Below are 23,193 nucleotides of genomic sequence, written 5' to 3' on the forward strand. Positions count from 1 at the left end.
CCTTGAATCCGGTACGGATGTCGATGAAGGAGTGGCGGACCTGTGGGTGAAATGGTCGGTTTGGGTCGCCTGGTGCTACTCGGCGCGCCGCTCGGCAATCCTGCTGACGCCTCCGCCCGGCTGCGCGACGTCCTCGGCACCGCCGACGTGGTCGCCGCCGAGGACACCCGGCGGCTGAGCCGGCTCGCCCGCGATCTCGACGTGATGATCCCCGGGCGGATCGTCTCCTACTTCGAGGGCAACGAGGAGCGGCGTACACCGGAACTGGTCGAGATGCTCGCCGCCGGACAGCTCGTCGCCCTGGTCACCGACGGCGGCATGCCGAGCGTCTCCGACCCCGGCTACCGGCTGGTCCGGGCCGCCCTGGACGCCGGTGTGCCGGTCACCGCCGCCCCCGGGCCGAGCGCCGTCACGACCGCCCTGGCCCTGTCCGGGCTGCCCTGCGACAGGTTCTGCTTCGAGGGCTTCCTGCCACGTGCGTCGAGCGCACGGCGTTCCCGGCTGCGGACGCTGGCCACCGAGGAACGGACCCTGGTCCTCTTCGAGGCGCCGCACCGGGTCGCCGCCGCCCTGGCCGACCTGGCCGACGCGTTCGGCGCCGACCGGCCCGCCGCGCTGTGCCGGGAGCTGACCAAGACGTACGAGGAGGTGCTGCGTCGGCCCCTCGGCGAGCTGGCCCGCTGGGCCACCGAGGGCGACCCGCGCGGCGAGATCACCCTCGTGGTGGCCGGTGCCCCGGCCGCGCCCGCGACCCGCCCCGACGACGACGCGCTGCGCGCCGCGGTGGCCGAACACGAGGCCGCGGGCCTCAGCCGACGCGACGCGATCACCGCCGTCGCGAGCGCCCTCAACCTGCGCCGACGCGACGTGTACGCCGTCGTGCACCAGGTGTAAGGAAGGGCACCTTCTTAACGCCTCCGGTAGTAGAAGGGCCCCTTCTTAACGCCGGTGCCCGGCTACCAGGCGGCGGCCAGAAAACCGATCGTGATCATGAGTGGGCCGGCGAGCGAGGCGATGACCGCCCAGCGCCGGGCGCGTGGCTCGGGCAGCCGCGTCGCGCCGGTCCACCGCGCGATGCCCGCGCCGCAACCGAGCACGGCCAGCAGGCCGAGCAGCCAACGCAGGTGGACGCCGAACCCGCGATCGACGTACGCGATGCCGCCGTCCGGGCCGGTCACCCGGGCCGGCAGACTCCCCCCGGCCGCTGTCCGGTGGGCCGGCACCCCACTGATCCGTACCCCGTGACTGCGGAAGGTGCCGTCCGCCGCAGTGAAGATGCCCCGGCATTGCTGGGTCAGGCCGCCGCCGGAGCATTCCGTCACCACGACCGTGCCCGGGGTGGCATGGTCGACCGCGATCCAGAACGGACCGGCGCTGACCCAGGCGAAGAAGGCCGCCACCAGGCTCAGCCCGACCAGCGAGGCGAGCCCCGGCAGCGGATCCGGGGGATGGTTGCTCCTCGCCCGGCGCCGGCGCCACACACGGCGCCACCGCAGGCCGCCGTCGCCGGTCGCCTCCGGCCGCACCGGCGTACCGTCCCAGTGCACCTCCTCGATGGGCGCCCAGAAAACGTCGTCGTCCGGCGTACCGGCGTCCTGGGTGTGCCGGCCGCCGGCCGGCCGGAGCGGAACCCGGCGGGGCAGGGCGTCCGCCGGTGCGCCGGTGGTCGGTTCCAGCTCGACCGCGGCGGGTTCCGGCCCGGCCGGCACCTCGCCGCCCTCAGGCACGGCCCGGGGGTGGGGAGGCGTCACCGACTGGGTACGCGCGGGCGCGGCCGAATCCGGCTGCTGCTCGGTGGGGTGGCCGTCCTCGGGGCCGTGGGTGGCTCTGCTGCCAGTCACGCGGTTCATTGGACACCGACGGGCAGGGGTCATCAGGCAGCTCAGGCAGCGTGTCGGCGACAAATCGGACCAGCCGCGGTCCCGGCTCGACCGTGCACCCGTATTGGTTCGCAGCCACCCCGGGCGGGTCACTAGGCTTGCTGGTCATGAGTCACGTTCTCGCGGCGGTCGCCTGGCCGTACGCCAACGGCCCGCGCCACATCGGCCACGTCTCCGGTTTCGGCGTTCCCTCCGACGTCTTCGTCCGGTACATGCGGATGGCCGGCCACGACGTGCTCATGGTCTCCGGCACCGACGAGCACGGCACACCGATCCAGGTGCAGGCCGACGCCGAGGGGCTGACCCCGCGTGAGCTGGCCGACCGGTACAACCGGGTGATCGTGGAGGATCTGCACGGCCTCGGCCTCTCCTACGACCTGTTCACCCGCACCACCACGCACAACCACTACGCGGTGGTGCAGGAGCTGTTCGAGGGGCTGCACCGCAACGGTTACATCGTGCCGAAGACCACCATGGGCGCCATCTCGCCGTCCACCGGCCGGACCCTGCCCGACCGGTACATCGAGGGCACCTGTCCGATCTGCGGCTACGACGGCGCCCGCGGCGACCAGTGCGACAACTGCGGCAACCAGCTCGACCCGATCGACCTGATCAACCCCCGGTCGAAGATCAACGGAGAGACACCGAAGTTCGTCGAGACCGAGCACTTCTTCCTCGACCTGCCCGCCCTGGCCGACGTCCTGCGGCAGTGGCTGGACACCCGCGAGGGCTGGCGCCCCAACGTGCTGCGCTTCTCCAGGAACCTGCTGGACGACCTGCACCCCCGGGCCATCACCCGGGACCTGGAGTGGGGGGTCCCGATCCCGCTCGACGGCTGGCGCGAGCGCACCGACAAGCGGATCTACGTCTGGTTCGACGCGGTGATCGGCTACCTTTCCGCGTCCATCGAGTGGGCCCGCCGCACCGGCGATCCGGAGGCGTGGCGCCGGTACTGGCACCCGAAGGACGGCGCGGACGCTGACACCTCCGGCGGCGATGCCCGGTCCTACTACTTCATGGGCAAGGACAACATCGTCTTCCACTCGGTGATCTGGCCCGCGCTGCTCGCCGGCTACTCCGGCGAAGGCAGCCGGGACGGCAAGCCGGGTGACCTCGGGCGGCTCAACCTGCCCACCGAGGTGGTTTCCAGCGAGTTCCTGACCATGGAGGGGCGTAAATTCTCCTCCTCCCGCCGGGTGGTCATCTACGTCCGGGACTTCCTCGAGCGGTACGACGCCGACGCGCTGCGCTACTTCATCGCGGTGGCCGGCCCGGAGAGCAACGACACCGACTTCACCTGGGCGGAGTTCCTGCGGCGCAACAACGACGAGCTGGTCGCCGGCTGGGGCAACCTGGTCAACCGGTCCATCTCGATGGCGGCGAAGAACTTCGGCACGATCCCGCCGATCGGCCCCGACGGGCTCACCGAGGCCGACGAGGCGCTGCTGGCCGTGGCCCGCGCCGGCTTCGCCACGGTCGGCGACCTGATCGCCCACCACCGGCAGAAGCAGGCCATCGGCGAGGCGATGAAGGTGGTCGCCGAGGCCAACAGGTACCTCTCCGAGCAGGCGCCGTGGAAGCTCAAGGCCGAGGCGGACAAGCCCCGGATGGGCACCGTCCTGCACGTCGCCCTCCAGGTGGTCAGCGACGCCAACACCCTGCTCACCCCGTTCCTGCCGCACTCCGCGCAGAAAGTGCACGAGCTGCTCGGCGGCACCGGGGTGCACGCCCCGATGCCGGTGATCGAGGAGGTCACCGACCTCGACGGAGGGCCGGGCTATCCGGTGCTGACCGGGGACTACACCCAGGGCGCGCGGTGGGAGTCCGTACCGATCGAGGTGGGCCGGCCGCTCGCGGCGCCCAAGCCGGTGTTCCGCAAGCTCGACCCCTCGATCGTGGACGAGGAACTGGCCCGGCTCGGCGGCTGACCCGCACCCGCGCGACGGGCGTGACCTCGACGGAGGCCGCGCCCGTCGTCCGGCCCTGCCCGATCAGGCCCGCGCCATGGCCGGCGATCCGATGAACTCCATGATCGCCTGATTCACCTCGTCGGCGTTGGTCCACGGGGTGCCGTGCGGGGCACCCTTGAGGGTGACCAACCGGCTGTCGGAGAGCATCGGCTGCAACCGTTGCCCGGTCTTCGGGTACGGCAGCACCCTGTCCTTGTCGCCCTGGACGATCAGCACCGGCACATCGATGCGCGACACGTCGCCCCGGAAATCGGTGCCCCAGGCGTCCACGCTGTCGTGGGTGCCCTTCGCCGAGGCGCGCGCCCCGATGTCCCAGTGCGCCCGGTACGCCTCCTCGCTGAACAACTTGCCCTTGTTCTCGTCGTAGTTGAAGAAGTTGTTGCAGAACTGAGTCAGGTAGGCGAACCGATCCTTGATGATCGCCTGCTTGAACCCCTCGAAAAGGCTCGGGTCGACACCCTCCGGGTTGTCCGGCGCCTGCTTCAGGTACGGCGCCAACGGTGCCAGCAGCACCGCCCGGTCCACCCGGTCCGAGCCGTACGCGCCCAGGTAGCGGGTCACCTCGCCGGTGCCCATCGAGTGGCCGACCAGGATCGCGTTACGCAGGTCCAGCTCCGTCATCAGCACGTCGAAATCGGCGGTGAAGGTGTCGTAGTCGTACCCGACAGTTGGCTGCGCCGAATTGCCGAAACCCCGCCGGTCGTACGTGATCACCCGGTATCCGGCGGCGAGCAGCGGCCCGGAGACCTTCTCCCACGTCGCCCCGTTGAACGGGAACCCGTGGATCAATACGATCGGCTGGCCGGAGCCGTGGTCCTCGTAATACAGGTCGATGGGCGCGGAGTTCTCCGTGCCGACGGTGATGAAGGGCATAGTCTCCTCCTGTCCAAGGCGGGAGACCGAGCCTTCCCCAGCGGACGACCGATATTCCTGCGCCGCACCACCCGTTGACAGCCTCAGAGGAGATACGGGTGGTCCACGATCTGGTCGTCGGTGACCTCGGCACCCGGTGCCCACGTCTCGTAGACACCCCGCTCGCAGCACTGTGCCCCGAGGGCGGCCACCGCGTCCGGATCCGGGCGTCGCAGACGCAGCCGTAGCCAACCCGCCTCCTCGCGAAGCACCAGGCACGGCACCCCGCGCCAAGTGGCCAGGCGCAGCCGCCGGCTCGCCGATTCGACCGGATACCGGGCGGCCCGGGTCAACGCCAGCACGCGGAAGCCGCCGGGCGGGTCGGCCACCGCATCGTACTCCCCGCCCGCGTACGTGCCGACCAGCCGCGTCGACAGCGGCGCATTCCCGATCGGCACGTACTCCTGCTCCGGCGACAAGCCGGGCACCGCCGCCAGCAGGTGCCGCCACTGCGGCCCGACCATACGCAGCCAGCCGTGCTGCTCCGCCTGATAGGCGTAGAGGATCACCTCAACACCCTCGGCCGGGTACGCGAGCAGGGTGGCGTTGGCCGGCATCGGCAGTTCGGCGAAATCGCGGGTGACGAACTCGGGGAGCAGGTGATGACTGCTCGGCGTGAAACCCGTGCCCAGCACCGCCGGTCCCAACCGGTCCCGGGCGTTCATCGCGGTCAGTCCCCGGTACGCGGCGCCCGCCGGCACGTCGTAGTCGCCCGGGTCGGCAGCGCGCCACCGCAGCGCGTACGTCACGTCCCCGCTGTCCCGGCCGTCGCCGCCATCGGTACGCAGCACGCTCGTGGTCCCCGGGGTACGCAGGTGCGCCACGTCGTACTCGCGATAGCAGAACCCGTGCGGTAGCCAACCCCGCACGTATCCGGCCAGTTGTCGAGCGGAGAGGATCTTCATCATCCGCGTACCCCGCCGCAGGCTCGCCGATGCCCGTACCGCGGCGACCAGCGGGTCATCCGCAGCGGCCGGCTGCTGGGCGAGGCGGTGCACCTCCGACCAGCCCCGTTCGCGATGCAGGGGCACCAGCAACGGTGCCTCCGGAGCTTCGGCCTGCTCGGCCGCCCCGTGCACGGCGGTGATCTCGGTGACGTGGACGAACCGTCGCCACGGCAGCGTCGAGCTCGGCCGGGGCATCCACTCGAATCCGGCCACCTCGTCGGCGCTGAACAGCTCGTACGCCGCGCCGCGGGCGATCTCCTCGGCCGGGTACATCGTCCCGCCGTACGCCACCCGTAGGCCCGTCCGCTCCGGTGCCGCGCCGTCCGCGCGGGACGTCACATTCACCTCAGCCCACTTCCCTGGTCGTGAGCGCGAGGCGCCGGTCGCTGTGCCGTCCCCACGTCGTCACCTCGCTTCGCGCACCGCACCTTTCGGTGACCGTAAGGGGGCTGGGCGTAGTCGAGGTGAACCCCGGGTGGCGACCGGGTGGATTCAGCCGGTGTGTGATGCTGTCGAGGAGATGAGCGAGCCGACCGAGTCCCGCAGCCAGCGCGCGGCCCGCCGCGCCGGCGAGTTCCCGTCCGCACCCGAGCCGCTGCCGCAGCCGGTGCTGGACAGCCACACCCACCTGGACATCACCGTGAGCGAGGTCGGCGTGCCCGCCGGGAGCGCCGCCACCGACCCGATCGCCGCGGCCATCGACGTCGCCGCCATGGTGGGCGTCGACCGGCTGGTGCAGGTCGGCGTCGACGTCGAATCCTCCCGATGGGGCGCCGAGGTGGCCGACGAGCACTCCGCGGTGCTGGCCACCGTGGCGTTGCACCCCAACGAGGCGCCCCGGCTGCCCGACCTCGACGCCGCCCTGCGCGAGATCGAGGCGCTGGCCGCCCGGGACCGGGTACGCGGCATCGGTGAGACCGGGATGGACTTCTACCGCACCCGCGACGACGGCCGCGCCGCGCAGGAGGAGAGCTTCCGGGCCCACATCGCCATCGCCAAGCGGTACGGCAAGACGCTGGTCGTCCACGACCGGGACGCGCACGCCGACGTCCTGCGCATCCTGGACTCCGAGGGCGCGCCGGACACGGTGGTGCTGCACTGCTTCTCCGGCGACGCCGAGTTCGCCGCCGAGTGCGTCCGCCGGGGATACCTGCTCAGTTTCGCCGGCACCGTCACCTTCGCCAGCGCCGGGGCGCTGCGTGAGGCCGCCGCGCTGACCCCGCTCGACCAGCTCCTGGTGGAGACCGACGCGCCGTACCTCACGCCGGTGCCGCACCGGGGACGGCCGAACGCGTCGTACCTCATCCCGCTGACCGTCCGGGCGCTGGCCGCCACCATCGGTGCCGACCTGGACGAGCTGTGCGCCAACATCTCCGCCACCGGCGAGCGAGCCTTCGGCCCCTGGTGAAAGGAAGGGCCCCTTCTTAACGCCTCGTGCAGTAAAAGGGCCCCTTCTTAACACCGCAGGCCGGCCGCATACGCTACCGAGGTGACCGGTCTCCTCGGCCCGGCGGAGATCCGGGACCTCGCCGCCCGGCTCGGTGTCGCCCCCACCAAGAAGCTCGGCCAGAACTTCGTGCACGACCCGAACACCGTGCGACGGATCGTCACCACCGCCGGGCTCACCGGCGACGACGTGGCGCTGGAGGTCGGCCCCGGTCTCGGCTCGCTCACCCTCGCCCTGCTCCCGGCCGTCGCCCACGTGCACGCCGTGGAGATCGACGCGGCGCTGGCCGGCGCGCTGCCCGACACCGCCGCCCGGCACGCCGGCCCGGCCGCCGACCGGCTCACCGTGCACCACGCCGACGCGCTGCGGATCACCGCCGCCGACCTGGCCGCCCCGCCGCCCACCGCGCTGGTCGCGAACCTGCCCTACAACGTCGCCGTGCCGGTGGTGCTGCACCTGCTCGCCGAACTACCCACCCTCCGGCACGGGCTGGTGATGGTGCAGAAGGAGGTCGCCGACCGGCTGGTCGCCGGCCCCGGCTCGAAGGTGTACGGCGTGCCGTCGGTCAAGCTCGCCTGGTACGCCCGCGCCCGCGCCGCCGGGAAGGTGCCACCGAACGTGTTCTGGCCGGTGCCCAACGTGGACTCCGGTCTGGTCGCCTTCACCCGCCACGACCCGCCCCGCGCGGACGTGTCCCGGGAACAGGTCTTCGCCGTGGTGGACGCGGCCTTCGCGCAGCGCCGCAAGACACTGCGCGCTGCCCTGGCCGGCTGGGCCGGCGGCGCCGACCGGGCCGCCACGGCGCTCACCGCCGCCGGGATCGACCCCGGCGCGCGCGGCGAGTCACTCACCGTCGAGCAGTTCGCCGCCGTGGCCGCGTCGGCCCCGAGCGCCACCAGCGGCGCGCAGTAGGCTGAGGCCGTGCCCGCCGAGGAGGTGTACGAGTGACCGCCCAGCCGATCGAGCCCGACGCGTCCGGCATGTGGAGCCCGGACCCGGTCCGGCAGCGCCTGGCCAGCTACACCATCGAGGACGTGCTGGCCCTTCCCGACGACGCCCCCCGCGTCGAGCTGCGTGACGGAGTCCTGGTCGTGGTCCCTTCCCCCACCTACGCTCACCAGACCATCAGCAACCTGCTGTGGACGTGGTTCCGGCAAAATGTGCCGTTCGATGTCTCCCCGGCCACTGCGGTCGGGGTGGCGATCAGTCATCGCAACACCTTCGAGCCGGACGTGGTGCTGCTCAAGCGTCCGGTTGTCGCCGAGAGCCACTATTTCGACGCCGAGCAGGTGGTGCTCGCCGTCGAGGTCGTCTCGCCGGGCACCCGGCGGCGGGACCGGTTGGAGAAGCCCGCCGACTACGCCGACGCCGGCATCCCACACTACTGGCGGATCGAGCAGAATCCGGTGCACGTGTACGCGTACGACCTCGTCGACGGCCGGTACGAGCTGGTCGCCGACTCCGCCGAGGAGCTGATCGTGACCAAGCCGTTCGACCTGCGGTTGCCCGTCCGGGACATCACCCCGTGACCGAAGCCTGGCATCCGGAGGACGACGAGCCGCGCGGGGCCAGCGGCCCGGTCCGGGTACGGGTGCCCGCCAAGGTCAACCTGCACCTGGGAGTCGGCCCGTTGCGCCGGGACGGCTACCACGAGCTGAACACCGTCTACCACGCGATCTCGATCTACGACGAGCTGACCGCCCGACGGGGTGACACGCTCACCCTCACCATGGAGGGCGAAGGCACCGGGGAACTCGCCCTGGACGACTCCAACCTGGTCCTCCGGGCCGCCCACGCCCTCGCCGGGTACGCCGGCGTCATGCCGCACGCCCGGCTGCACCTGCGCAAGCAGATCCCGCTCGCCGGTGGGCTCGCCGGCGGCAGCGCCGACGCCGCCGCCGCCCTGGTTGCCTGCGACGCTCTCTGGGGCACCGGACTGTCCCGCGACGAACTGGCCGGCATCGCCGCCGACCTCGGCTCGGACGTGCCCTTCCTGATCCACGGCGGCACCGCCCTGGGCACCGGTCGAGGTGAGGCGGTCAGCCCCGTCCTGGCCCGCCCCACCTCCTGGCACTGGGTGGTCGCCATCGCCGACGGTGGGCTGTCCACCCCGCAGGCGTACCGCGAACTCGATCGGCTCCGCGAGACCGGCGCCGCCGGGCCGCCGCTCGGCAGCACCGACGCGCTGCTCGCCGCCCTGCGGCAACGTGACCCCCGGGTGCTCGCCACCACCCTCGGCAACGACCTGCAGGACGCCGCCCTGGCCATGCGTCCCGCGCTGGCGGCCACCCTCAAGGCCGGCGAGGCGGCCGGGGCACTGGCCGGCATCGTCTCCGGCTCCGGCCCCACCTGCGTCTTCCTCACCGCCGACGCCGCCGACGCCGAACGCGTCGCCGCCGAACTGGAAGCCGCCGAGGTGTGCCGGCAGGCCCGCACCGCCCACGGCCCGGTTCCCGGGGCCCGGATCACCTGACCCGATCACGCGGGCGGCGCTCCGCGTACGCTGGTTCCAGGCGTCCCCAGGTGCCCTCACGGCACCGGGACGCCTTGATCATGGGAGGTGGGGCGTGGCCAACATCGTCAACCTGGACCGGGTGTCCAAGGGCTATGGCGCCGCCGGGCCACTGCTCACCGACGTCTCGCTCGGCCTCGACGACGCCGACCGGATCGGCGTGGTCGGGCTCAACGGTGCCGGCAAGTCGACGCTGCTGCGGTTGCTCACCCGCACCGAGGAACCCGACGACGGGCGCGTCACGCACCGCCGCGACCTGCGGGTCGCCTGGCTGCCGCAGAACCTCACCCTGAGCCCGCAGGCGACCGTCCGCGACGTGGTCCTCGGCACCGCCTGGCTCGCCGAGGACATGGGCGCCGAGCACGAGTGGGCCGGCGACGCCGGTGTCCGGGCCATCCTCGACGGGCTCGGCATGCCGCACCTCGGCCTCGACGCGCCGGTCGGGCCGATGTCCGGCGGCGAGCGCCGTCGGGTGGCCCTCGCGGCCCTGCTGGTCCGCACCGCCGACCTGCTCATCCTCGACGAGCCCACCAACCACCTGGACGTCGGCGGCGTCGACTGGCTGGCCCGGCACCTGCTCGGCCGCAAGGGCGCCCTGGTGGTGGTCACCCACGACCGGTGGTTCCTCGACGCCGTCTGCACCACCACCTGGGAGGTCGCCGATCAAACCGTGCGGGCCTACGAGGGCGGCTACGCCGCCTGGATCCTCGCCCGCGCCGAACGCGAACGGATCGCCGCAGCCACCGAGGCCCGCCGCCAGAACCTGCTCCGCAAGGAGATCGCCTGGCTGCGCCGGGGCCCGCCGGCCCGTACGTCGAAGCCGAAGTTCCGCATCGACGCGGCCAACGCGCTCATCGCCGACGTGCCGCCGCCGCGCGACACCATGTCGCTGCAACGGCTGGCCACCGCCCGGCTCGGCAAACAGGTGTACGACCTCCAGCAGGTCCGCCTGCACGCCGGTCCCAAGACCATCCTCGACGACGTCACCTGGCAGGTCGGTCCCGGCGACCGGGTGGCCATCCTCGGCGCCAACGGTGCCGGCAAGACCACCCTGTTGCGGATGCTCGCCGGCGTCACCCGTCCCGACGGTGGACGGCTGATCACCGGCGCCACCGTGCGGCCCGCCTTCCTCTCCCAGGAACTCGCCGAACTGCCCGGCGAACTGCGTGTCCTGGAGGCCGTCGAGGAGGTGGCCCGGCGGGTGCGCCTCGGTGACCGGGAGATCTCCGCTGCTCAACTCGCCGAGGTGTTCGGCTTCGACGACCGGCGGCTCTGGACCCCCGTCGGTGACCTGTCCGGCGGTGAGCGCCGCCGGCTGCAGATGCTGCGGCTGCTCGCTGGCGAGCCGAATGTGCTACTGCTCGACGAGCCCACCAACGACCTCGACACCGACACCCTCGCCGCCCTGGAGGACCTGCTCGACTCCTGGCCCGGCACCATCGTGGTGGCCAGCCACGACCGCTACCTCATCGAGCGGGTGACCGACTCGACGTACGGGATGTTCGGCGACGGTCGGCTGGTGCACCTGCCCGGTGGGGTCGAGGAGTACCTGGCGCGGAGCGCCGGCCAGCCGGGGCCCGCCCGCAGCGCCGCACCGGCCGGCACCGCACCCGGCACCGCGACAGGCGGCACCGGGATGAGCGCCGCCGAGGCCCGACAGGCCCGCAAGGAACTGGCCCGGCTGGAGCGGCAGGTCGGCAAGCTGGAGCAGAAGGAAGCGGCACTGCTCGACCAGCTCGCCGCATGCGCCACCGACTACACCCGGGTCGCGGAGTTGGACGCCCAGCTCAGTCAGGTACGCGCCGAGCGGGAACAGGTCGAACAGGCATGGCTGGAGCTGGCCGAGGAGATTCCGGCCTAGGACCGGGCGCGACGCCGCGACCTGCGGCCATTCCGGGGACCCGTGTGCGGCGTCATATCGCGGGGTGCGGGAGAATCGGCGACGACCCTCACCCAACGGCGTTGGAGACACAGACATGCATACCCCCGTCAACCACCCCGCGCAGCCGATCTACCGGGCGATCGGCGGGCTGGCCGGTCTGTACCTGGTGGTCTTCGGTGTGCTCGGTTTCTTCACCGGCAGCGGCGAACCCTTCCTCGGCCGAGGCGACGCCCAGGTCCTGGGGCAGGGCACGAACCTCGGCTTCGCGGTGTTCAGCGTTCTCGTCGGCGGCCTCGTGCTGGTCGGCACGGCGATCGGCCGCAACCTCGACGTGCTGATCAACCAGTGGACGGCGTACCTGATCATGGTGGTCAGCCTGGCCGGGCTCAGCTTCATCCGGACCGAGGCCAACTTCTTCAACATGAGCGTCACCACGGTCATCGTGCTCATGATGGTCAGCCTGGTGCTGCTGATGGCCGGCATGTACGGCAAGGTCGGCAGCGACGAGGAGCACGAGGCGTGGCAGAAGGCTCGGCTCGTCCTCTGAGGGCTTGTCGGGGCTTCTGCTGGGACACGGTGCCCGTGCCTGGGCTGGCCATGCTCGACGAGCTGGGGTTTTCGCCGGAGCCCGACCCGCTCCGGGCGGTCAGGCTTGATCCCTGCGCGGATCGGTCTCCGGCGAAAACCGGTCGTGGTGACTCCGGATGGGGGACAATTGTGGTGATTGTTCCCATTGGCCTGGAGAAAGTCATGGCGAAGCTTCCGGTGAACCACCCCGCGCGGCCCATCTACCGGGCGCTTGCCGGCCTGATCGGCCTCTACATCCTCGTCTTCGGGGTCTGGGGCACCGTCCTGACCTGGAATGAGCCGCTGTTCGCCCGGGACGGCGCCTGGGCCCTCGGGCTCCGCACCAACCTGGCCTTCTCGCTGGTCTCCGTGGTCTTCGGGCTCGTGCTCGTCATCGGCGCGTCCCGGCGCGGCAATCTCGGCCACTACATGAACCTGACCGCCGGCGTCATCTTCCTGGTCACCAGCATCCTGATGATGTCGGTGCTACAGACCAGCGCCAACTTCCTGAACTTCTCCATGTCGACCGTGATCGTCTCGATGGTCTTCGGGCTGATCCTGATCGGCACCGGGGCGTACGACAAGGTCGGCCCGGAGGAGCACGAAGAGGCGGCACGCGACCACCGCCACCACCCGGTCGCCGAAATCCACCGCCGCCGCTGACCGCCTCGGCGGCCCACGACGACGTGCCCGACCGGTCAACGTCCGACGGTGATCAGCCCCGGCTTCGCCTCCAGGTGCGACAGCCCGTTCCAGGAGATGTTCACCAGATGCGCCGCCACCGTCTCCTTGCGTGGCTTGCGGACCTCCAGCCACCAGCGGCCGGTCAGCGCGACCATGCCCACCAGCGCCTGCGCGTACAGTTCGGCCAGCTTCGGGTCGTACCCCCGGCTGGAGAACTCCGCGCCCAGGATGTGCTCCACCTGGTGGGCGACGTCGTTCATGACACTGCTGAAGTTGCCGGTGGCGGAGAGCACCGGTGACTCCCGCACCAGCACCCGGAAGCCGCTCGTCTCCTCCTCGATGTACCCGAGCAGGGCCAACGCCGCCTGCTCCAACAGCTCACGCGGATGGCCCGCGGTCAGCGCCGTGGTGATCCGATCCAGCAGGGATCGGACCTCCCGGTCCACCACCACCGCGTAGAGCCCCTCCTTGCCGCCGAAGTGCTCGTAGACCACCGGCTTGGACACCTTGGCCCGGGACGCCACCTCCTCTATCGAGGTGGCGTCGAAGCCCCGCTCGGCGAAGATCTGCCGACCGATGGAGATCAGTTGCTCGCGGCGCTGGGCCGCCGACATGCGTATCCGAGAGGTCGGCTTGGCCGATGCGGATGCGGCGGCCGTGCGTCGTCGGCGCTTGCCGCCGTCCTCGCTGGGATTCTCGGCCAACTCGTCACCTCGACGGCGCTCGGTGAGGCCCTGCTGTGGGATCCTGCCTGCTGCCTTCTGCCCGGTCACCTGAACATACTGCCAGGTAACTTGCCGGCAGGGGGCCGGTCGCCGGTCACGTTGCCGGCTTCGCCAGCTTTGCCGCGATTCGTTCCGGCTTCGGCCAGCGGACGTCCCAGGCCGCGCCGACCTTCTCGAACAGCCAGATCACCCGGGCCGAGATGTCGATCTGACCGCGCAGCACACCGTGCCGGGCGCTGGTCGGGTCGGCGTGGTGCAGGTTGTGCCAGCTCTCCCCGAACGACACCAGCGCGAGCGGCCAGAAGTTGGCGGCCCGGTCACCGTGACGCATCATGAACGGCCGCTCCCCGTAGACGTGGCAGACCGAGTTGATCGACCAGGTCACGTGATGCAGCAGCGAGATGCGGACCAGACCGGCCCAGAACAGCGCGGTCAGCGCACCCTGCCAGGACCAGGTCAGCAGCCCACCCATCAGCGCCGGGCCGAGCACCGAGGTGGCCGCCAGCAGGGGAAAGAGCTTGTCCATCCGCCGGATGTCCGGGTCGGCCAGCAGGTCCGGGGCGAAGCGTTCCCGGTTGGACAACTCGCGGCCGAAAAGCCAGCCGACGTGCGCGTGGAAGAGCCCCTTGGTCAGACCGCCGAGGCTGGCGCCGAAACGCCACGGCGAATGCGGGTCGCCCTCCAGATCCGAGAAGGCGTGGTGGCGGCGGTGGTCGGCGACCCACTGGATGATGTCGCCCTGCACGGCGAGCGAGCCGGAGACGGCCAGGGCGACGCGCAGCCACCGCTTCGCCTTGAACGAGCCGTGGGTGAAGTAGCGGTGGTAGCCGACGGTGATGCCGAGGCCCGCCAGCACGTACCAGAAGGCGGCGATGCCCACATCGATCCAGCTCAACCAGCCACCCCAGGCAACTGGCACGGCGGCGATCAGCGCGGCGAACGGGATCGCCACGAAGGCCCACAACGCGATCAGGATGCCGCGGGACTGGGTGCCCTGGGTGAGGGGTTTCGGGCCGGTTGGATGTGCATCGATGAGAGCGGTGGACATGTCACCTCGCAGGGGACGGTGGAACGTGAATCTACGGCTACGTCACCGTAACTTACGGACCTGTAGATCACATCAGACAGCGACTCAGAGCGATGCCAACACCGTCGTACGCTCGTCCTAAGCTGCGCCGCATGACCGATTTCGACGCCGCCGAGGTGCGCCGGCTGCGCACCGAGGAACAGCTTTCGGTGCGCGAGATCCGAGCCCGCACCGGTCTCGGCCGCAACCGGGTGTACGAGTTGCTGCGCGGGGTGCCGGCGCCGGAGTGGACCCGGCGGCCCAACGCCAAGGACGACCTGCGCGCCGAGGCGGAGCGGCTCCGCGCGACAGGGCTCTCCGTGCCGGAGATCGCCCGCCGGCTGGCGGTGAGCCGGTCGACCGCCTACCTGTGGGTACGGCACATGCCGCTGCACCGGGACGAGGAAGAGGAACGGCAGCGCCGCCGCGCCCACTCGAAGGTCATGACCGACGCGCAATGGGAGCAGCATCGGCGGGCGCGCGACGCCGCTCGGGCGACGACGGTCGAGGCCACGGCGGCCTGGGTGAAAGATCTGCGGTACCGCGAACTGGTGCTGGTCGGGGCAGCTCTCTACTGGGCGGAGGGTGCCAAGGCCAAGCCCTGGCGACCGCATGACTGCCGGGTCCGCTTCGTCAACAGTGACCCGGCGTTGATCGGACTCTTCGTGCGATTCGTGGAAGCGTTGGGCGAGCGCCGGGAGGGGTTGCGCTATCGCGTCGCGATTCACGAGAGCGCGGATGTCGAGGAGGCAGTCAACTGGTGGGCGGAGCAGATCGGGGTGTCCGCCGAGACCTTCCAGCCCGCCACGTTGAAGCGGCACCCCCCCACCACCGTCTGGCACAACACTGGAGAGGCGTACCGAGGGTGCCTCAGCGTCGAGGTTCCACGGTCGCGGCGGTTGTATTGGAAGATCGAGGGGATCATGAAGGGTATGAGTGATGGTGTCGCGGACGCGGGACGCTAAGCTGTAGGAGCTGGCTAGCGTTAGCGTTTTGCCCGTTTTAGTCCATCCCGGGTCGTCTAATGGCAGGACGTCAGGTTTTGGTCCTGATTGTAGGGGTTCGAGTCCTCTCCCGGGAGCTTCCGCTTATCGGCGGCTGATGTCTGGTTAGCATGGCCGCGAGAGAGTGTCCGTGTTCCGACGGGAGCCACGTCGTGTCCGAGCCCCACCCCCGCACCGTCGTCGTGCTTGCCGCCGGTGAGGGCAAGCGGATGAAGTCCTCGTTGCCCAAGGTGTTGCATCCACTGCTCGGCCGGACGCTGCTCGGTCACGCGCTCGGTGCGGCAGAGCCGCTGGCGGCGCAGCGCACGATGGTGGTGGTCGGGCACGGCGCGGACCAGGTCCGGGCGCATCTGGCCGAGGTTGCGCCGGAGGCCACCGCGGTGTTCCAGGCCGAGCAGCTCGGCACCGGGCACGCGGTGCGGATCGCGCTGGAGGCGGCACCGGAGGCGACCGGCACCGTGGTGGTGCTCAATGGCGACGTGCCGCTGCTGCGGCCGGAGACGGTCACCGCGTTGGTCGCGGCGCACGAGGGCGAGGGCGCGGCGGCGACCGTGCTGGCCGCGCAGGTGCCGGATCCGACCGGGCTCGGCCGCATCGTGCGGGACGCCGCGGGCCGACTGCGACAGATCGTCGAGCAGCGCGACGCCAGCCCGGAGCAGTTGGCGATCCGTGAGATCAACGCGGGCATCTACGCGTTCGACGCGGCGCGGTTGCGCGACGTGCTGGGCAAGCTCTCCACGGACAACGACCAAGGCGAGGAGTACCTGACCGACGTGTTCGGTCTGCTGGTCTCGGTTGGCGAGCCGGTGGCGGTGCACCTGGCGGACGACCACACCGAGACCCTCGGCTGCAACGACCGGGTGGAGCTGGCGGCGCTGCGCCGGCTGCTGCGGGACCGGGTCAACGAGCGCTGGATGCGTGCCGGGGTGAGCCTGCTCGACCCGGACACGACGTGGATCGACGTGACGGTGGCCCTGGACCGGGACGCGGTGGTGGACCAGAACACCCAGCTGCGCGGCGGCTCGGTGGTCGGCAGCGGCGCGGTGGTGGGGCCCGACGTGACGCTGATCGACACGGTGGTGCATGCCGGCGCCACGGTGCTGCGCAGTCACGCGGTGGGCGCCGAGATCGGTCCGGGCGCCAGCGTCGGACCGTACGCGTACCTGCGGCCGGACGCACGGCTGGCGGAGAAGTCGAAGGTCGGCACGTTCGTCGAGGTGAAGAACTCCGAGCTGGGTGCGGGTGCCAAGGTGCCGCACCTGTCGTATGTCGGTGACGCGACGATCGGGGCGCGGGCGAACATCGGCGCGGCGACGATCTTCGTGAACTACGACGGGGTGAACAAGCACCGCACGGTGGTCGGCGAGGCCGCGTTCGTGGGCTGTGACACGAGCTTGATCGCGCCGGTCGAGGTGGGCGCCGGGGCGTACGTGGCGGCGGGCAGTGCGATCAGCAAGGACGTTCCGCCTGGTGCGCTCGGGGTGACTCGGGCCCCGCAGCGCAACATCGACGGCTGGGTGGCGCAGAAGCGACCGGGCACGCGCTCGGCGGAGGCGGCCGAGCGGGCGTCGCAGAGTGCGTCGTCCCAGGGGTCGGCCGCAAGTGAAGGTGAGGCAATCCACGGCGCCGCCGAGCCGATGGGAGCGGCAGCCGAGGCGGGAGATACTGCAACCGAATAGTCCCCGGGCACCACTACCAGGCACCGGGTACCACCGACCAAAACGGGAGCAGACGGGCCCATGGGCAGCATCGTCGCCGAAAACCGCAAGAGCCTGATGCTCTTCTCCGGACGTGGGTTTCCGGAGCTGGCCAGGGAGATCGGCGAGGTGCTCGGCGTTGCGCCGACGCCGGCCGACGCGTACGACTTCGCCAACGGCGAGATCTTCGTCCGGTTCAAGGAATCGGTACGTGGTTCGGACGCCTTCGTGGTGCAGTCGGTCACGCACGGGGTGAACACCTGGATCATGGAGACCTTGATCATGGTCGACGCGCTGAAGCGCGGTTCGGCCAAGCGGATCACGGTCGTCCTGCCGTTCTATCCGTACTCCCGACAGGACAAGAAGCACCGCGGCCGGGAGCCGATCTCGGCCCGGTTGATCGCGGACCTGTTGAAGACCGCGGGGGCGAACCGGATCCTCACCGTGGACCTGCACACCGCGCAGATCCAGGGCTTCTTCGACGGCCCGGTGGACCACCTTTTCGCGATGGACATCCTGGCCGAGTACGTGCAACGCAAGTACGCGGGCCGGCCGATGACCGTGGTTGCCCCGGACTCGGGTCGGGTGCGGGTGGCCGAGCGGTGGACCGACCGGCTGGGCGGCTGTCCGCTGGCGTTCATTCACAAGACGCGGGATCCGTTGAAGCCGAACCAGGTGGTGGCGAACCGGGTGGTAGGCGAGGTGGAGGGTCGGGTCTGCCTGATCGTCGACGACATGATCGACACGGGTGGCACGATCTGTCGGGCGGCGGACATCCTGCGGGAGTCCGGTGCGGCGGACGTGATCGTGGCGTCCACCCACGCACTGCTCTCCGACCCGGCGACCGAGCGGTTGAAGAACAGCCCGGTCAGCGAGGTGGTGGTGACCAACACGCTGCCGCTGCCGCCGGAGAAGCAGCTCGACAAGCTCACCGTGCTGTCCATCGCGCCGTTGCTGGCCAGGGCCATCCGAGAGGTGTTCGACGACGGTTCGGTGACCACCCTCTTCGGTGGGCTGAGCTGAGCTGAGCGCAGCGCTGCCGTAGCCGGCGGGCCGGCCGGCGTGGCCGGTCCGCCGCGCAGTCTGGGCGGGCGGGTGCGGGGACTGCCGCAGACCCAGGAATCCGCTCGGCTAGACTGGTGCGGTTGCCACGGCGAGGGTGCCCTGCGGGCCGCTGAGAAGCGCCGCACGGAGCACCGTGATCGACGCGGTGCTCCGGGCAGTCTGCTGACGCATGAGCCCCTGCGAGCCCCCCGCCCAGCACCGCCAGACGACAAGCTGCCGCAGCGAAGCATCAGGAGTTTCCCCGTGTCCGAGGTAAAGATCAGCGCCGAGCCCCGCACCGAGTTCGGCAAGGGTGGTGCCCGTCGTACCCGCCGGGCCGGCAAGGTGCCCGCCGTGCTGTACGGCCATGGCGAGAAGCCCAAGCACATCGCGCTGCCGGCCCTCGAGTTCGCGGCGGCCATCCGCAAGGGCGGCGCGAACCAGCTCTTCGCGATCGAGGTCAGCGACGGCACCCAGGTGCTGGCCCTGCCGAAGGCGATCCAGCGCGACCCGATCCGGGACACCTTCGAGCACGTCGACCTGCTGCTGGTGCGCCGGGGCGAGAAGGTCACCGTCGATGTGCCGGTGCAGCTGACCGGTGAGGCGGCGAGGGACACCCTGATCGTGCACGACCACGACACTCTTTCGGTGACCGCCGACGCGACCAAGGTGCCGGATCGCTTGGAGGCGTCGATCGAGGGCGCCGAGGCGGGCGTCCAGGTGACTGCCGCCGACGTCGAGCTGCCCGCCGGCGTCGAGCTGGCCGCCGACCCGGAGCTGCCGGTCGCGACGGTCACCGCCGCGCCGACCGCCGAGCAGCTCGAGGCGACGCTCCCCGAGGTCGAGACGGCCGACGAGGAGGTCGAGGCCGGGGTCGGCGAGGGGACCGCCGAGTCCTCCGAGGGCGCCGACGCCGGCGAGCCGGCCGCCGCGGGTGGCGAGGAGACTGCGGAAACGCGGAGCGAGGCCTGAGCGGTCCGCAGGCTGTGCGACAGGCGTCCCCGGTTGCCGGGGGCGCCTGTTTGCGTATCGGAACAGGTAGCAGAGGGGACGGACGGTGACGGACGAGACCGGGCCGTGGCTGGTGGTCGGCCTGGGCAATCCGGGTCGGGAGTACGCGGGCAACCGGCACAACGTCGGGTTCATGGTGGCGGACCTGTTGGCGGGTCGGCTGGGAGGGAAGTTCGGCCGGCACAGGCGGGCGGTGGCGGAGGTCGCCGAGGTGCGCCTCGGCTTCGGCGGTCCGAAGCTGGTGTTGGTCAAGCCGTTGACCTACATGAACCTCTCCGGCGGCCCGGTGGTCGGCTTGGCGCAGTTCTACAAAGTGCCGCCGGCTCGGGTGGTCGCGGTGCACGACGAGCTGGACATCGGTTACGGTCAGTTGCGGGTCAAGTGCGGCGGGGGCGAGGGCGGGCACAACGGCCTGCGGTCGATGTCGAAGTCGCTGGGCACGAAGGATTATGTACGGGTGCGGTTCGGGATCGGTCGACCGCCAGGCCGGCAGGATCCTGCGGACTACGTCCTGTCAAACTTCGGCGCAGTGGAGCGCAAGGAGTTGGATTTCCTGGTGGACCGGGCCGCTGATGTGGTGGAGTCCGTGGTCATCCGGGGTGTGGAGCCGACACAGAACCTCTATCACGGCGGGTGACGGGAGCGCGGAGCATGAGCAGTCCACCGATGATCGACGGTGCGTTCGCCCGGTGGCTGGCCGACCGTGCTGGTCAGGCGTTGTTGAACCTGCGGGCGGAGATGGGATTCGCCGATGCGGGTGCGTTGAGGTCGGCGGGGGACAAGGTCTCGCACGACCTGATCCGGACCGAGCTGGCGAGGTGGCGCCCGGGGGACGCGGTGCTCTCCGAAGAGGACGAGGATTCTCGGCTGGCGCGGTCGGCGGAGGTGGGCAGCGGTGCGCTTTCCCGATTGACCGCCGACCGAGTGTGGATCATCGATCCGTTGGACGGCACGCGGGAGTTCAGTGAGGAAGGGCGCGCGGACTGGGCGGTGCACGTCGCGCTCTGGGCGCGTAACGCGCCGATGTCGCACGGTCTGGTCGCGGGCGCGGTCGCGTTGCCGGTGCGGCACCGGGTGCTGGGTACGGACGTGCCGCCGGCGTACCCTCCGATGCCCGAGGAGACGGCGACCGCCGGGGGTGCCGGGCAGCTCCGCTTGGCGGCCAGCCGGAGCCGCCCGCCGGCGTTCCTGACCGACTTCGCCGAGGAGGTCGGGGCGCGGTTGGTGCCGATGGGTTCGGCCGGGGCGAAGATCGCCGCGGTGGTCACCGGCGAGGTGGACGCGTACGTGCATGCCGGCGGACAGTACGAGTGGGATTCGGCCGCGCCGGTGGCTGTGGCGACGGCCACCGGACTGCATGCTTCCCGTATCGACGGTTCTGCGCTGAAATACAACCAGGCGGATCCACGTCTGCCGGACCTGCTGGTGTGCCGCAAGGATCTCGCCAGCCGGTTACTTGCAGCGCTGCATCGGCATTGCGGGTAGCCTGACGCTAGTTCCTGGCATGTCCGACCGGAAAGGTCTGGAAATCGGATGAGCGAGCGAATCGAGTCATCGTCATGACCGTCACCCCGGCCTACCAGGTCACGCACCTCGACGCGCTCGAGGCAGAGAGCATTTTCGTGATGCGCGAGGTCGTCGCCGAGATGGAGCGGCCGGTCCTGCTCTTCTCCGGCGGCAAGGATTCGATCGTCATGCTCCGGCTGGCGCAGAAGGCGTTCGCGCCGGCTCAGATTCCCTTTCCGGTGATGCACGTCGACACTGGCCACAACTTTCCCGAGGTGCTGGACTACCGCGACCGGCGGGTGGCTGAGCTGGGCCTGCAACTGGTGGTGGCCAGTGTGCCGGAGGCGCTGGCCAGCGGGCTGGTCCGGGAGTCGGCCGACGGGATGCGTAACCGGATCCAGACGCCGGTGCTGCTGGAGGCGGTGGAGAAGCGCCGGTTCGATGCGCTCTTCGGTGGTGCCCGCCGGGACGAGGAGAAGGCCCGCGCCAAGGAGCGGGTGTTCAGTTTCCGCGACGAGTTCGGCCAGTGGGATCCGAAGAACCAACGGCCTGAGCTGTGGTCGCTCTACAACGGTCGGCACCACCCGGGCGAGTCGATCCGGGTCTTCCCGCTGTCCAACTGGACGGAGCTGGACGTCTGGCACTACATCGCCCGGGAACGGATCGAGATCCCGTCGATCTACTACGCGCACGAGCGCGAGGTGGTGGAGCGGGACGGGATGCTCTACGCGGTCAACGAGTTCCTGCCGGCCCGCGCCGGTGAGGAGCGGTTCAAGGCCCGGGTGCGGTACCGCACGGTGGGAGACGCTTCCTGCACAGCGGCGGTCCGCTCGGACGCCGACACGGTCGAGAAGGTCATCGAGGAGGTCGCCGCGACCCGGATCACCGAGCGCGGGGCGACGCGGGGTGACGACCGGGTCAGTGAGGCCGCGATGGAGGACCGCAAACGGGAGGGCTACTTCTGATGACCACCGAGACGTTCGCGCCGGGAGACGCTTCGGACGCGCGACCGGGTGACCAGGCCGGGCCGGAGGCCCGCCCGATGGACCTGCTGCGCTTCGCGACCGCCGGCAGTGTGGATGACGGCAAGTCGACCCTGATCGGCCGGCTGCTGTACGACACGAAGTCGCTCTTCACCGACCAGTTGGCCGCCGTGGAGGCGGTCAGCGCGGCCCGCGGCGACGAGTACACCAACCTGGCGCTGCTCACCGACGGCCTGCGGGCCGAGCGGGAGCAGGGCATCACCATCGACGTGGCGTACCGCTACTTCGCCACGCCCCGGCGCAAGTTCATCATCGCCGACACGCCCGGGCACATTCAGTACACCCGGAACATGGTCACCGGTGCCTCCACCGCGGACCTGGCGATGATCCTTGTGGACGCGCGCAAGGGCCTGGTCGAGCAGTCCCGGCGGCACGCCTTCCTCTGCTCGCTGCTGCGGGTGCCGCACCTGGTGCTCTGCGTCAACAAGATGGATCTCGTCGACTTCTCGCAGGAGGTCTTCGAGCGGATCGCCGACGAGTTCACCGCGTTCGCCGCGAAGCTCGACGTGCCGGATCTGACCGTGGTGCCGATCTCCGCGCTGCGGGGCGACAACATCGTCACCCGTTCACCGAACATGCCCTGGTACGAGGGCCCGGCGTTGCTGCACCACCTGGAGCGGGTGCACATCGCCAGCGACCGTAACCTGGTCGACGTCCGCTTCCCGGTGCAGTACGTGATCCGTCCGCAGTCGACCGTGGTCACGGACTACCGGGGCTATGCCGGTCAGGTGGCCTCCGGCGTGCTCAAGCCGGGCGACGAGGTGATGGTGCTGCCGTCGGGCTTCACCAGCCGGATCAAGGCGGTGGAGACCGCTGACGGGCCGGTGGCGGAGGCGTTCCCGCCGATGTCGGTGACGGTACGCCTGGAAGACGAGATCGACATCTCCCGGGGCGACATGATCTGCCGGCCGAACAACGCGCCGACGGTGGCGCAGGACATCGAGGCGATGGTCTGCTGGATGGACGAGACCCGCCCGTTGCAGATCGGCGGCAAGTACGCGATCAAGCACACCACCCGGGCGGCGCGGGCGATCGTCCGCGGCCTGCACTACCGCCTCGACATCAACTCGCTGCACCGGGACGAGTCCGCGACCGAGCTGCGTCTCAACGAGATCGGCCGGGTCCGGCTCCGCACCACCGTTCCGCTGCTCGCCGACGAGTACCGCCGCAATCGCACCACCGGCGGCTTCGTCATCATCGATGAGACCACCAACCGCACCGTCGGCGCCGGCATGATCGTCGAAGCCGCCTGACCCCTCTTCTCCTCCTCTCCGCGATCTTGCACTTCCGGTCGCC

Annotated in this window: 22 protein-coding genes and 1 tRNA gene; 18 read left to right on the top strand and 5 right to left on the bottom strand. The window is 70.6% G+C overall.

Features of this window, described 5'->3' with window-relative positions; all coding sequences use genetic code 11:
• The first annotated feature begins 51 nt into the window (after positions 1–51).
• Positions 52–894, top strand: coding sequence for a 16S rRNA (cytidine(1402)-2'-O)-methyltransferase (gene rsmI / locus Vqi01_RS05045; RefSeq protein WP_204033447.1), 843 nt, complete (start codon positions 52–54; stop codon positions 892–894).
• A gap of 62 nt (positions 895–956) precedes the next feature.
• On the opposite strand, the gene Vqi01_RS05050 is transcribed toward rsmI, so the two are convergent.
• Positions 957–1,850 (bottom strand): hypothetical protein, encoded by an 894-nt coding sequence (locus Vqi01_RS05050; RefSeq protein WP_239098195.1) that lies wholly within the window; start codon positions 1,848–1,850, stop codon positions 957–959.
• A gap of 137 nt (positions 1,851–1,987) precedes the next feature.
• On the opposite strand from Vqi01_RS05050, the gene metG reads away from it, so the two are divergent.
• A complete protein-coding gene (gene metG, locus Vqi01_RS05055; RefSeq protein WP_204033311.1) occupies positions 1,988–3,808 on the top strand; it encodes a methionine--tRNA ligase in 1,821 nt (606 codons plus the stop codon).
• Between the two features lie 63 nt (positions 3,809–3,871).
• On the opposite strand, the gene Vqi01_RS05060 is transcribed toward metG, so the two are convergent.
• Positions 3,872–4,723 (bottom strand): alpha/beta fold hydrolase, encoded by an 852-nt coding sequence (locus Vqi01_RS05060; protein ID WP_204033313.1) that lies wholly within the window; start codon positions 4,721–4,723, stop codon positions 3,872–3,874.
• Between the two features lie 83 nt (positions 4,724–4,806).
• Positions 4,807–6,054, bottom strand: a complete 1,248-nt coding sequence (locus Vqi01_RS05065) for a hypothetical protein (protein WP_204033314.1) — start codon at positions 6,052–6,054, stop codon at positions 4,807–4,809.
• A 175-nt stretch (positions 6,055–6,229) separates the two neighbouring features.
• Here Vqi01_RS05065 and Vqi01_RS05070 point away from each other — a divergent pair, with 175 nt between their 5' ends.
• The 7 genes from Vqi01_RS05070 (at position 6,230) to Vqi01_RS05100 (ending at position 12,780) form a co-directional block, all read left to right on the top strand.
• On the top strand, positions 6,230–7,117 hold the full coding sequence (locus Vqi01_RS05070; protein WP_204033315.1) for a TatD family hydrolase: 888 nt from the start codon (positions 6,230–6,232) through the stop codon (positions 7,115–7,117).
• Positions 7,118–7,198: 81 nt separating this feature from the next.
• Positions 7,199–8,068: a 16S rRNA (adenine(1518)-N(6)/adenine(1519)-N(6))-dimethyltransferase RsmA gene (rsmA, locus tag Vqi01_RS05075; protein WP_204033316.1), complete on the top strand. Its 870-nt coding sequence runs from the start codon at positions 7,199–7,201 to the stop codon at positions 8,066–8,068.
• 32 nt (positions 8,069–8,100) lie between these two features.
• Positions 8,101–8,685, top strand: a complete 585-nt coding sequence (locus Vqi01_RS05080; protein ID WP_239098196.1) for a Uma2 family endonuclease — start codon at positions 8,101–8,103, stop codon at positions 8,683–8,685.
• Positions 8,682–9,629, top strand: coding sequence for a 4-(cytidine 5'-diphospho)-2-C-methyl-D-erythritol kinase (locus Vqi01_RS05085; RefSeq protein WP_204033318.1), 948 nt, complete (start codon positions 8,682–8,684; stop codon positions 9,627–9,629). Before Vqi01_RS05080 ends, Vqi01_RS05085 begins: the two co-directional genes overlap by 4 nt.
• A 94-nt stretch (positions 9,630–9,723) precedes the next feature.
• Positions 9,724–11,529: an ABC-F family ATP-binding cassette domain-containing protein gene (locus Vqi01_RS05090; RefSeq protein ID WP_204033319.1), complete on the top strand. Its 1,806-nt coding sequence runs from the start codon at positions 9,724–9,726 to the stop codon at positions 11,527–11,529.
• A 115-nt stretch (positions 11,530–11,644) separates the two neighbouring features.
• Complete coding sequence (locus Vqi01_RS05095; protein ID WP_204033320.1) at positions 11,645–12,097, top strand: DUF4383 domain-containing protein; 453 nt, start codon at positions 11,645–11,647, stop codon at positions 12,095–12,097.
• Positions 12,098–12,300: 203 nt separating this feature from the next.
• Positions 12,301–12,780, top strand: coding sequence for a DUF4383 domain-containing protein (locus Vqi01_RS05100; protein ID WP_204033321.1), 480 nt, complete (start codon positions 12,301–12,303; stop codon positions 12,778–12,780).
• Positions 12,781–12,815: 35 nt separating this feature from the next.
• On the opposite strand, the gene Vqi01_RS05105 is transcribed toward Vqi01_RS05100, so the two are convergent.
• On the bottom strand, positions 12,816–13,505 hold the full coding sequence (locus Vqi01_RS05105) for a TetR/AcrR family transcriptional regulator (protein ID WP_204033450.1): 690 nt from the start codon (positions 13,503–13,505) through the stop codon (positions 12,816–12,818).
• Between the two features lie 115 nt (positions 13,506–13,620).
• On the bottom strand, positions 13,621–14,574 hold the full coding sequence (locus Vqi01_RS05110; protein WP_204033322.1) for an acyl-CoA desaturase: 954 nt from the start codon (positions 14,572–14,574) through the stop codon (positions 13,621–13,623).
• A 131-nt stretch (positions 14,575–14,705) separates the two neighbouring features.
• Here Vqi01_RS05110 and Vqi01_RS05115 point away from each other — a divergent pair, with 131 nt between their 5' ends.
• The 9 genes from Vqi01_RS05115 (at position 14,706) to Vqi01_RS05155 (ending at position 23,150) form a co-directional block, all read left to right on the top strand.
• Positions 14,706–15,557, top strand: a complete 852-nt coding sequence (locus tag Vqi01_RS05115; RefSeq protein WP_204033323.1) for a helix-turn-helix domain-containing protein — start codon at positions 14,706–14,708, stop codon at positions 15,555–15,557.
• Positions 15,558–15,602: 45 nt separating this feature from the next.
• A tRNA-Gln gene (locus Vqi01_RS05120) sits at positions 15,603–15,673 on the top strand.
• 75 nt (positions 15,674–15,748) lie between these two features.
• Positions 15,749–17,275 (top strand): bifunctional UDP-N-acetylglucosamine diphosphorylase/glucosamine-1-phosphate N-acetyltransferase GlmU, encoded by a 1,527-nt coding sequence (gene glmU / locus Vqi01_RS05125; protein WP_372444307.1) that lies wholly within the window; start codon positions 15,749–15,751, stop codon positions 17,273–17,275.
• A gap of 60 nt (positions 17,276–17,335) precedes the next feature.
• On the top strand, positions 17,336–18,316 hold the full coding sequence (locus Vqi01_RS05130; RefSeq protein WP_204033325.1) for a ribose-phosphate diphosphokinase: 981 nt from the start codon (positions 17,336–17,338) through the stop codon (positions 18,314–18,316).
• A 285-nt stretch (positions 18,317–18,601) separates the two neighbouring features.
• A complete protein-coding gene (locus tag Vqi01_RS05135) occupies positions 18,602–19,309 on the top strand; it encodes a 50S ribosomal protein L25/general stress protein Ctc (protein WP_204033326.1) in 708 nt (235 codons plus the stop codon).
• 85 nt (positions 19,310–19,394) lie between these two features.
• Complete coding sequence (gene pth, locus Vqi01_RS05140) at positions 19,395–19,985, top strand: aminoacyl-tRNA hydrolase (protein ID WP_204033327.1); 591 nt, start codon at positions 19,395–19,397, stop codon at positions 19,983–19,985.
• 14 nt (positions 19,986–19,999) lie between these two features.
• Positions 20,000–20,833, top strand: coding sequence for a 3'(2'),5'-bisphosphate nucleotidase CysQ (locus tag Vqi01_RS05145; RefSeq protein ID WP_204033328.1), 834 nt, complete (start codon positions 20,000–20,002; stop codon positions 20,831–20,833).
• Between the two features lie 74 nt (positions 20,834–20,907).
• A complete protein-coding gene (cysD, locus tag Vqi01_RS05150; RefSeq protein WP_204033329.1) occupies positions 20,908–21,819 on the top strand; it encodes a sulfate adenylyltransferase subunit CysD in 912 nt (303 codons plus the stop codon).
• The gene (locus Vqi01_RS05155) at positions 21,819–23,150 is read left to right on the top strand and encodes a sulfate adenylyltransferase subunit 1 (RefSeq protein ID WP_372444308.1); all 1,332 of its coding nucleotides are present in this window, start codon (positions 21,819–21,821) and stop codon (positions 23,148–23,150) included. The genes cysD and Vqi01_RS05155 overlap by 1 nt, the downstream gene beginning before the upstream one ends.
• Positions 23,151–23,193 lie beyond the last annotated feature (43 nt).

Origin of the sequence: Micromonospora qiuiae (genome assembly GCF_016863555.1) — a bacterium.
GTDB lineage: Bacteria > Actinomycetota > Actinomycetes > Mycobacteriales > Micromonosporaceae > Micromonospora > Micromonospora qiuiae.

Coding starts and splice junctions, on each gene's coding strand:
- rsmI (WP_204033447.1), top strand. CDS start 52: ATGGTCGGTTTGGGTCGCCTGGTGCTACTCGGCGCGCCGCTCGGCAAT.
- Vqi01_RS05050 (WP_239098195.1), bottom strand. CDS start 1,850: ATGAACCGCGTGACTGGCAGCAGAGCCACCCACGGCCCCGAGGACGGC.
- metG (WP_204033311.1), top strand. CDS start 1,988: ATGAGTCACGTTCTCGCGGCGGTCGCCTGGCCGTACGCCAACGGCCCG.
- Vqi01_RS05060 (WP_204033313.1), bottom strand. CDS start 4,723: ATGCCCTTCATCACCGTCGGCACGGAGAACTCCGCGCCCATCGACCTG.
- Vqi01_RS05070 (WP_204033315.1), top strand. CDS start 6,230: ATGAGCGAGCCGACCGAGTCCCGCAGCCAGCGCGCGGCCCGCCGCGCC.
- Vqi01_RS05095 (WP_204033320.1), top strand. CDS start 11,645: ATGCATACCCCCGTCAACCACCCCGCGCAGCCGATCTACCGGGCGATC.
- Vqi01_RS05100 (WP_204033321.1), top strand. CDS start 12,301: ATGGCGAAGCTTCCGGTGAACCACCCCGCGCGGCCCATCTACCGGGCG.
- Vqi01_RS05110 (WP_204033322.1), bottom strand. CDS start 14,574: ATGTCCACCGCTCTCATCGATGCACATCCAACCGGCCCGAAACCCCTC.
- Vqi01_RS05115 (WP_204033323.1), top strand. CDS start 14,706: ATGACCGATTTCGACGCCGCCGAGGTGCGCCGGCTGCGCACCGAGGAA.
- Vqi01_RS05130 (WP_204033325.1), top strand. CDS start 17,336: ATGGGCAGCATCGTCGCCGAAAACCGCAAGAGCCTGATGCTCTTCTCC.
- Vqi01_RS05145 (WP_204033328.1), top strand. CDS start 20,000: ATGAGCAGTCCACCGATGATCGACGGTGCGTTCGCCCGGTGGCTGGCC.
- cysD (WP_204033329.1), top strand. CDS start 20,908: ATGACCGTCACCCCGGCCTACCAGGTCACGCACCTCGACGCGCTCGAG.
- Vqi01_RS05155 (WP_372444308.1), top strand. CDS start 21,819: ATGACCACCGAGACGTTCGCGCCGGGAGACGCTTCGGACGCGCGACCG.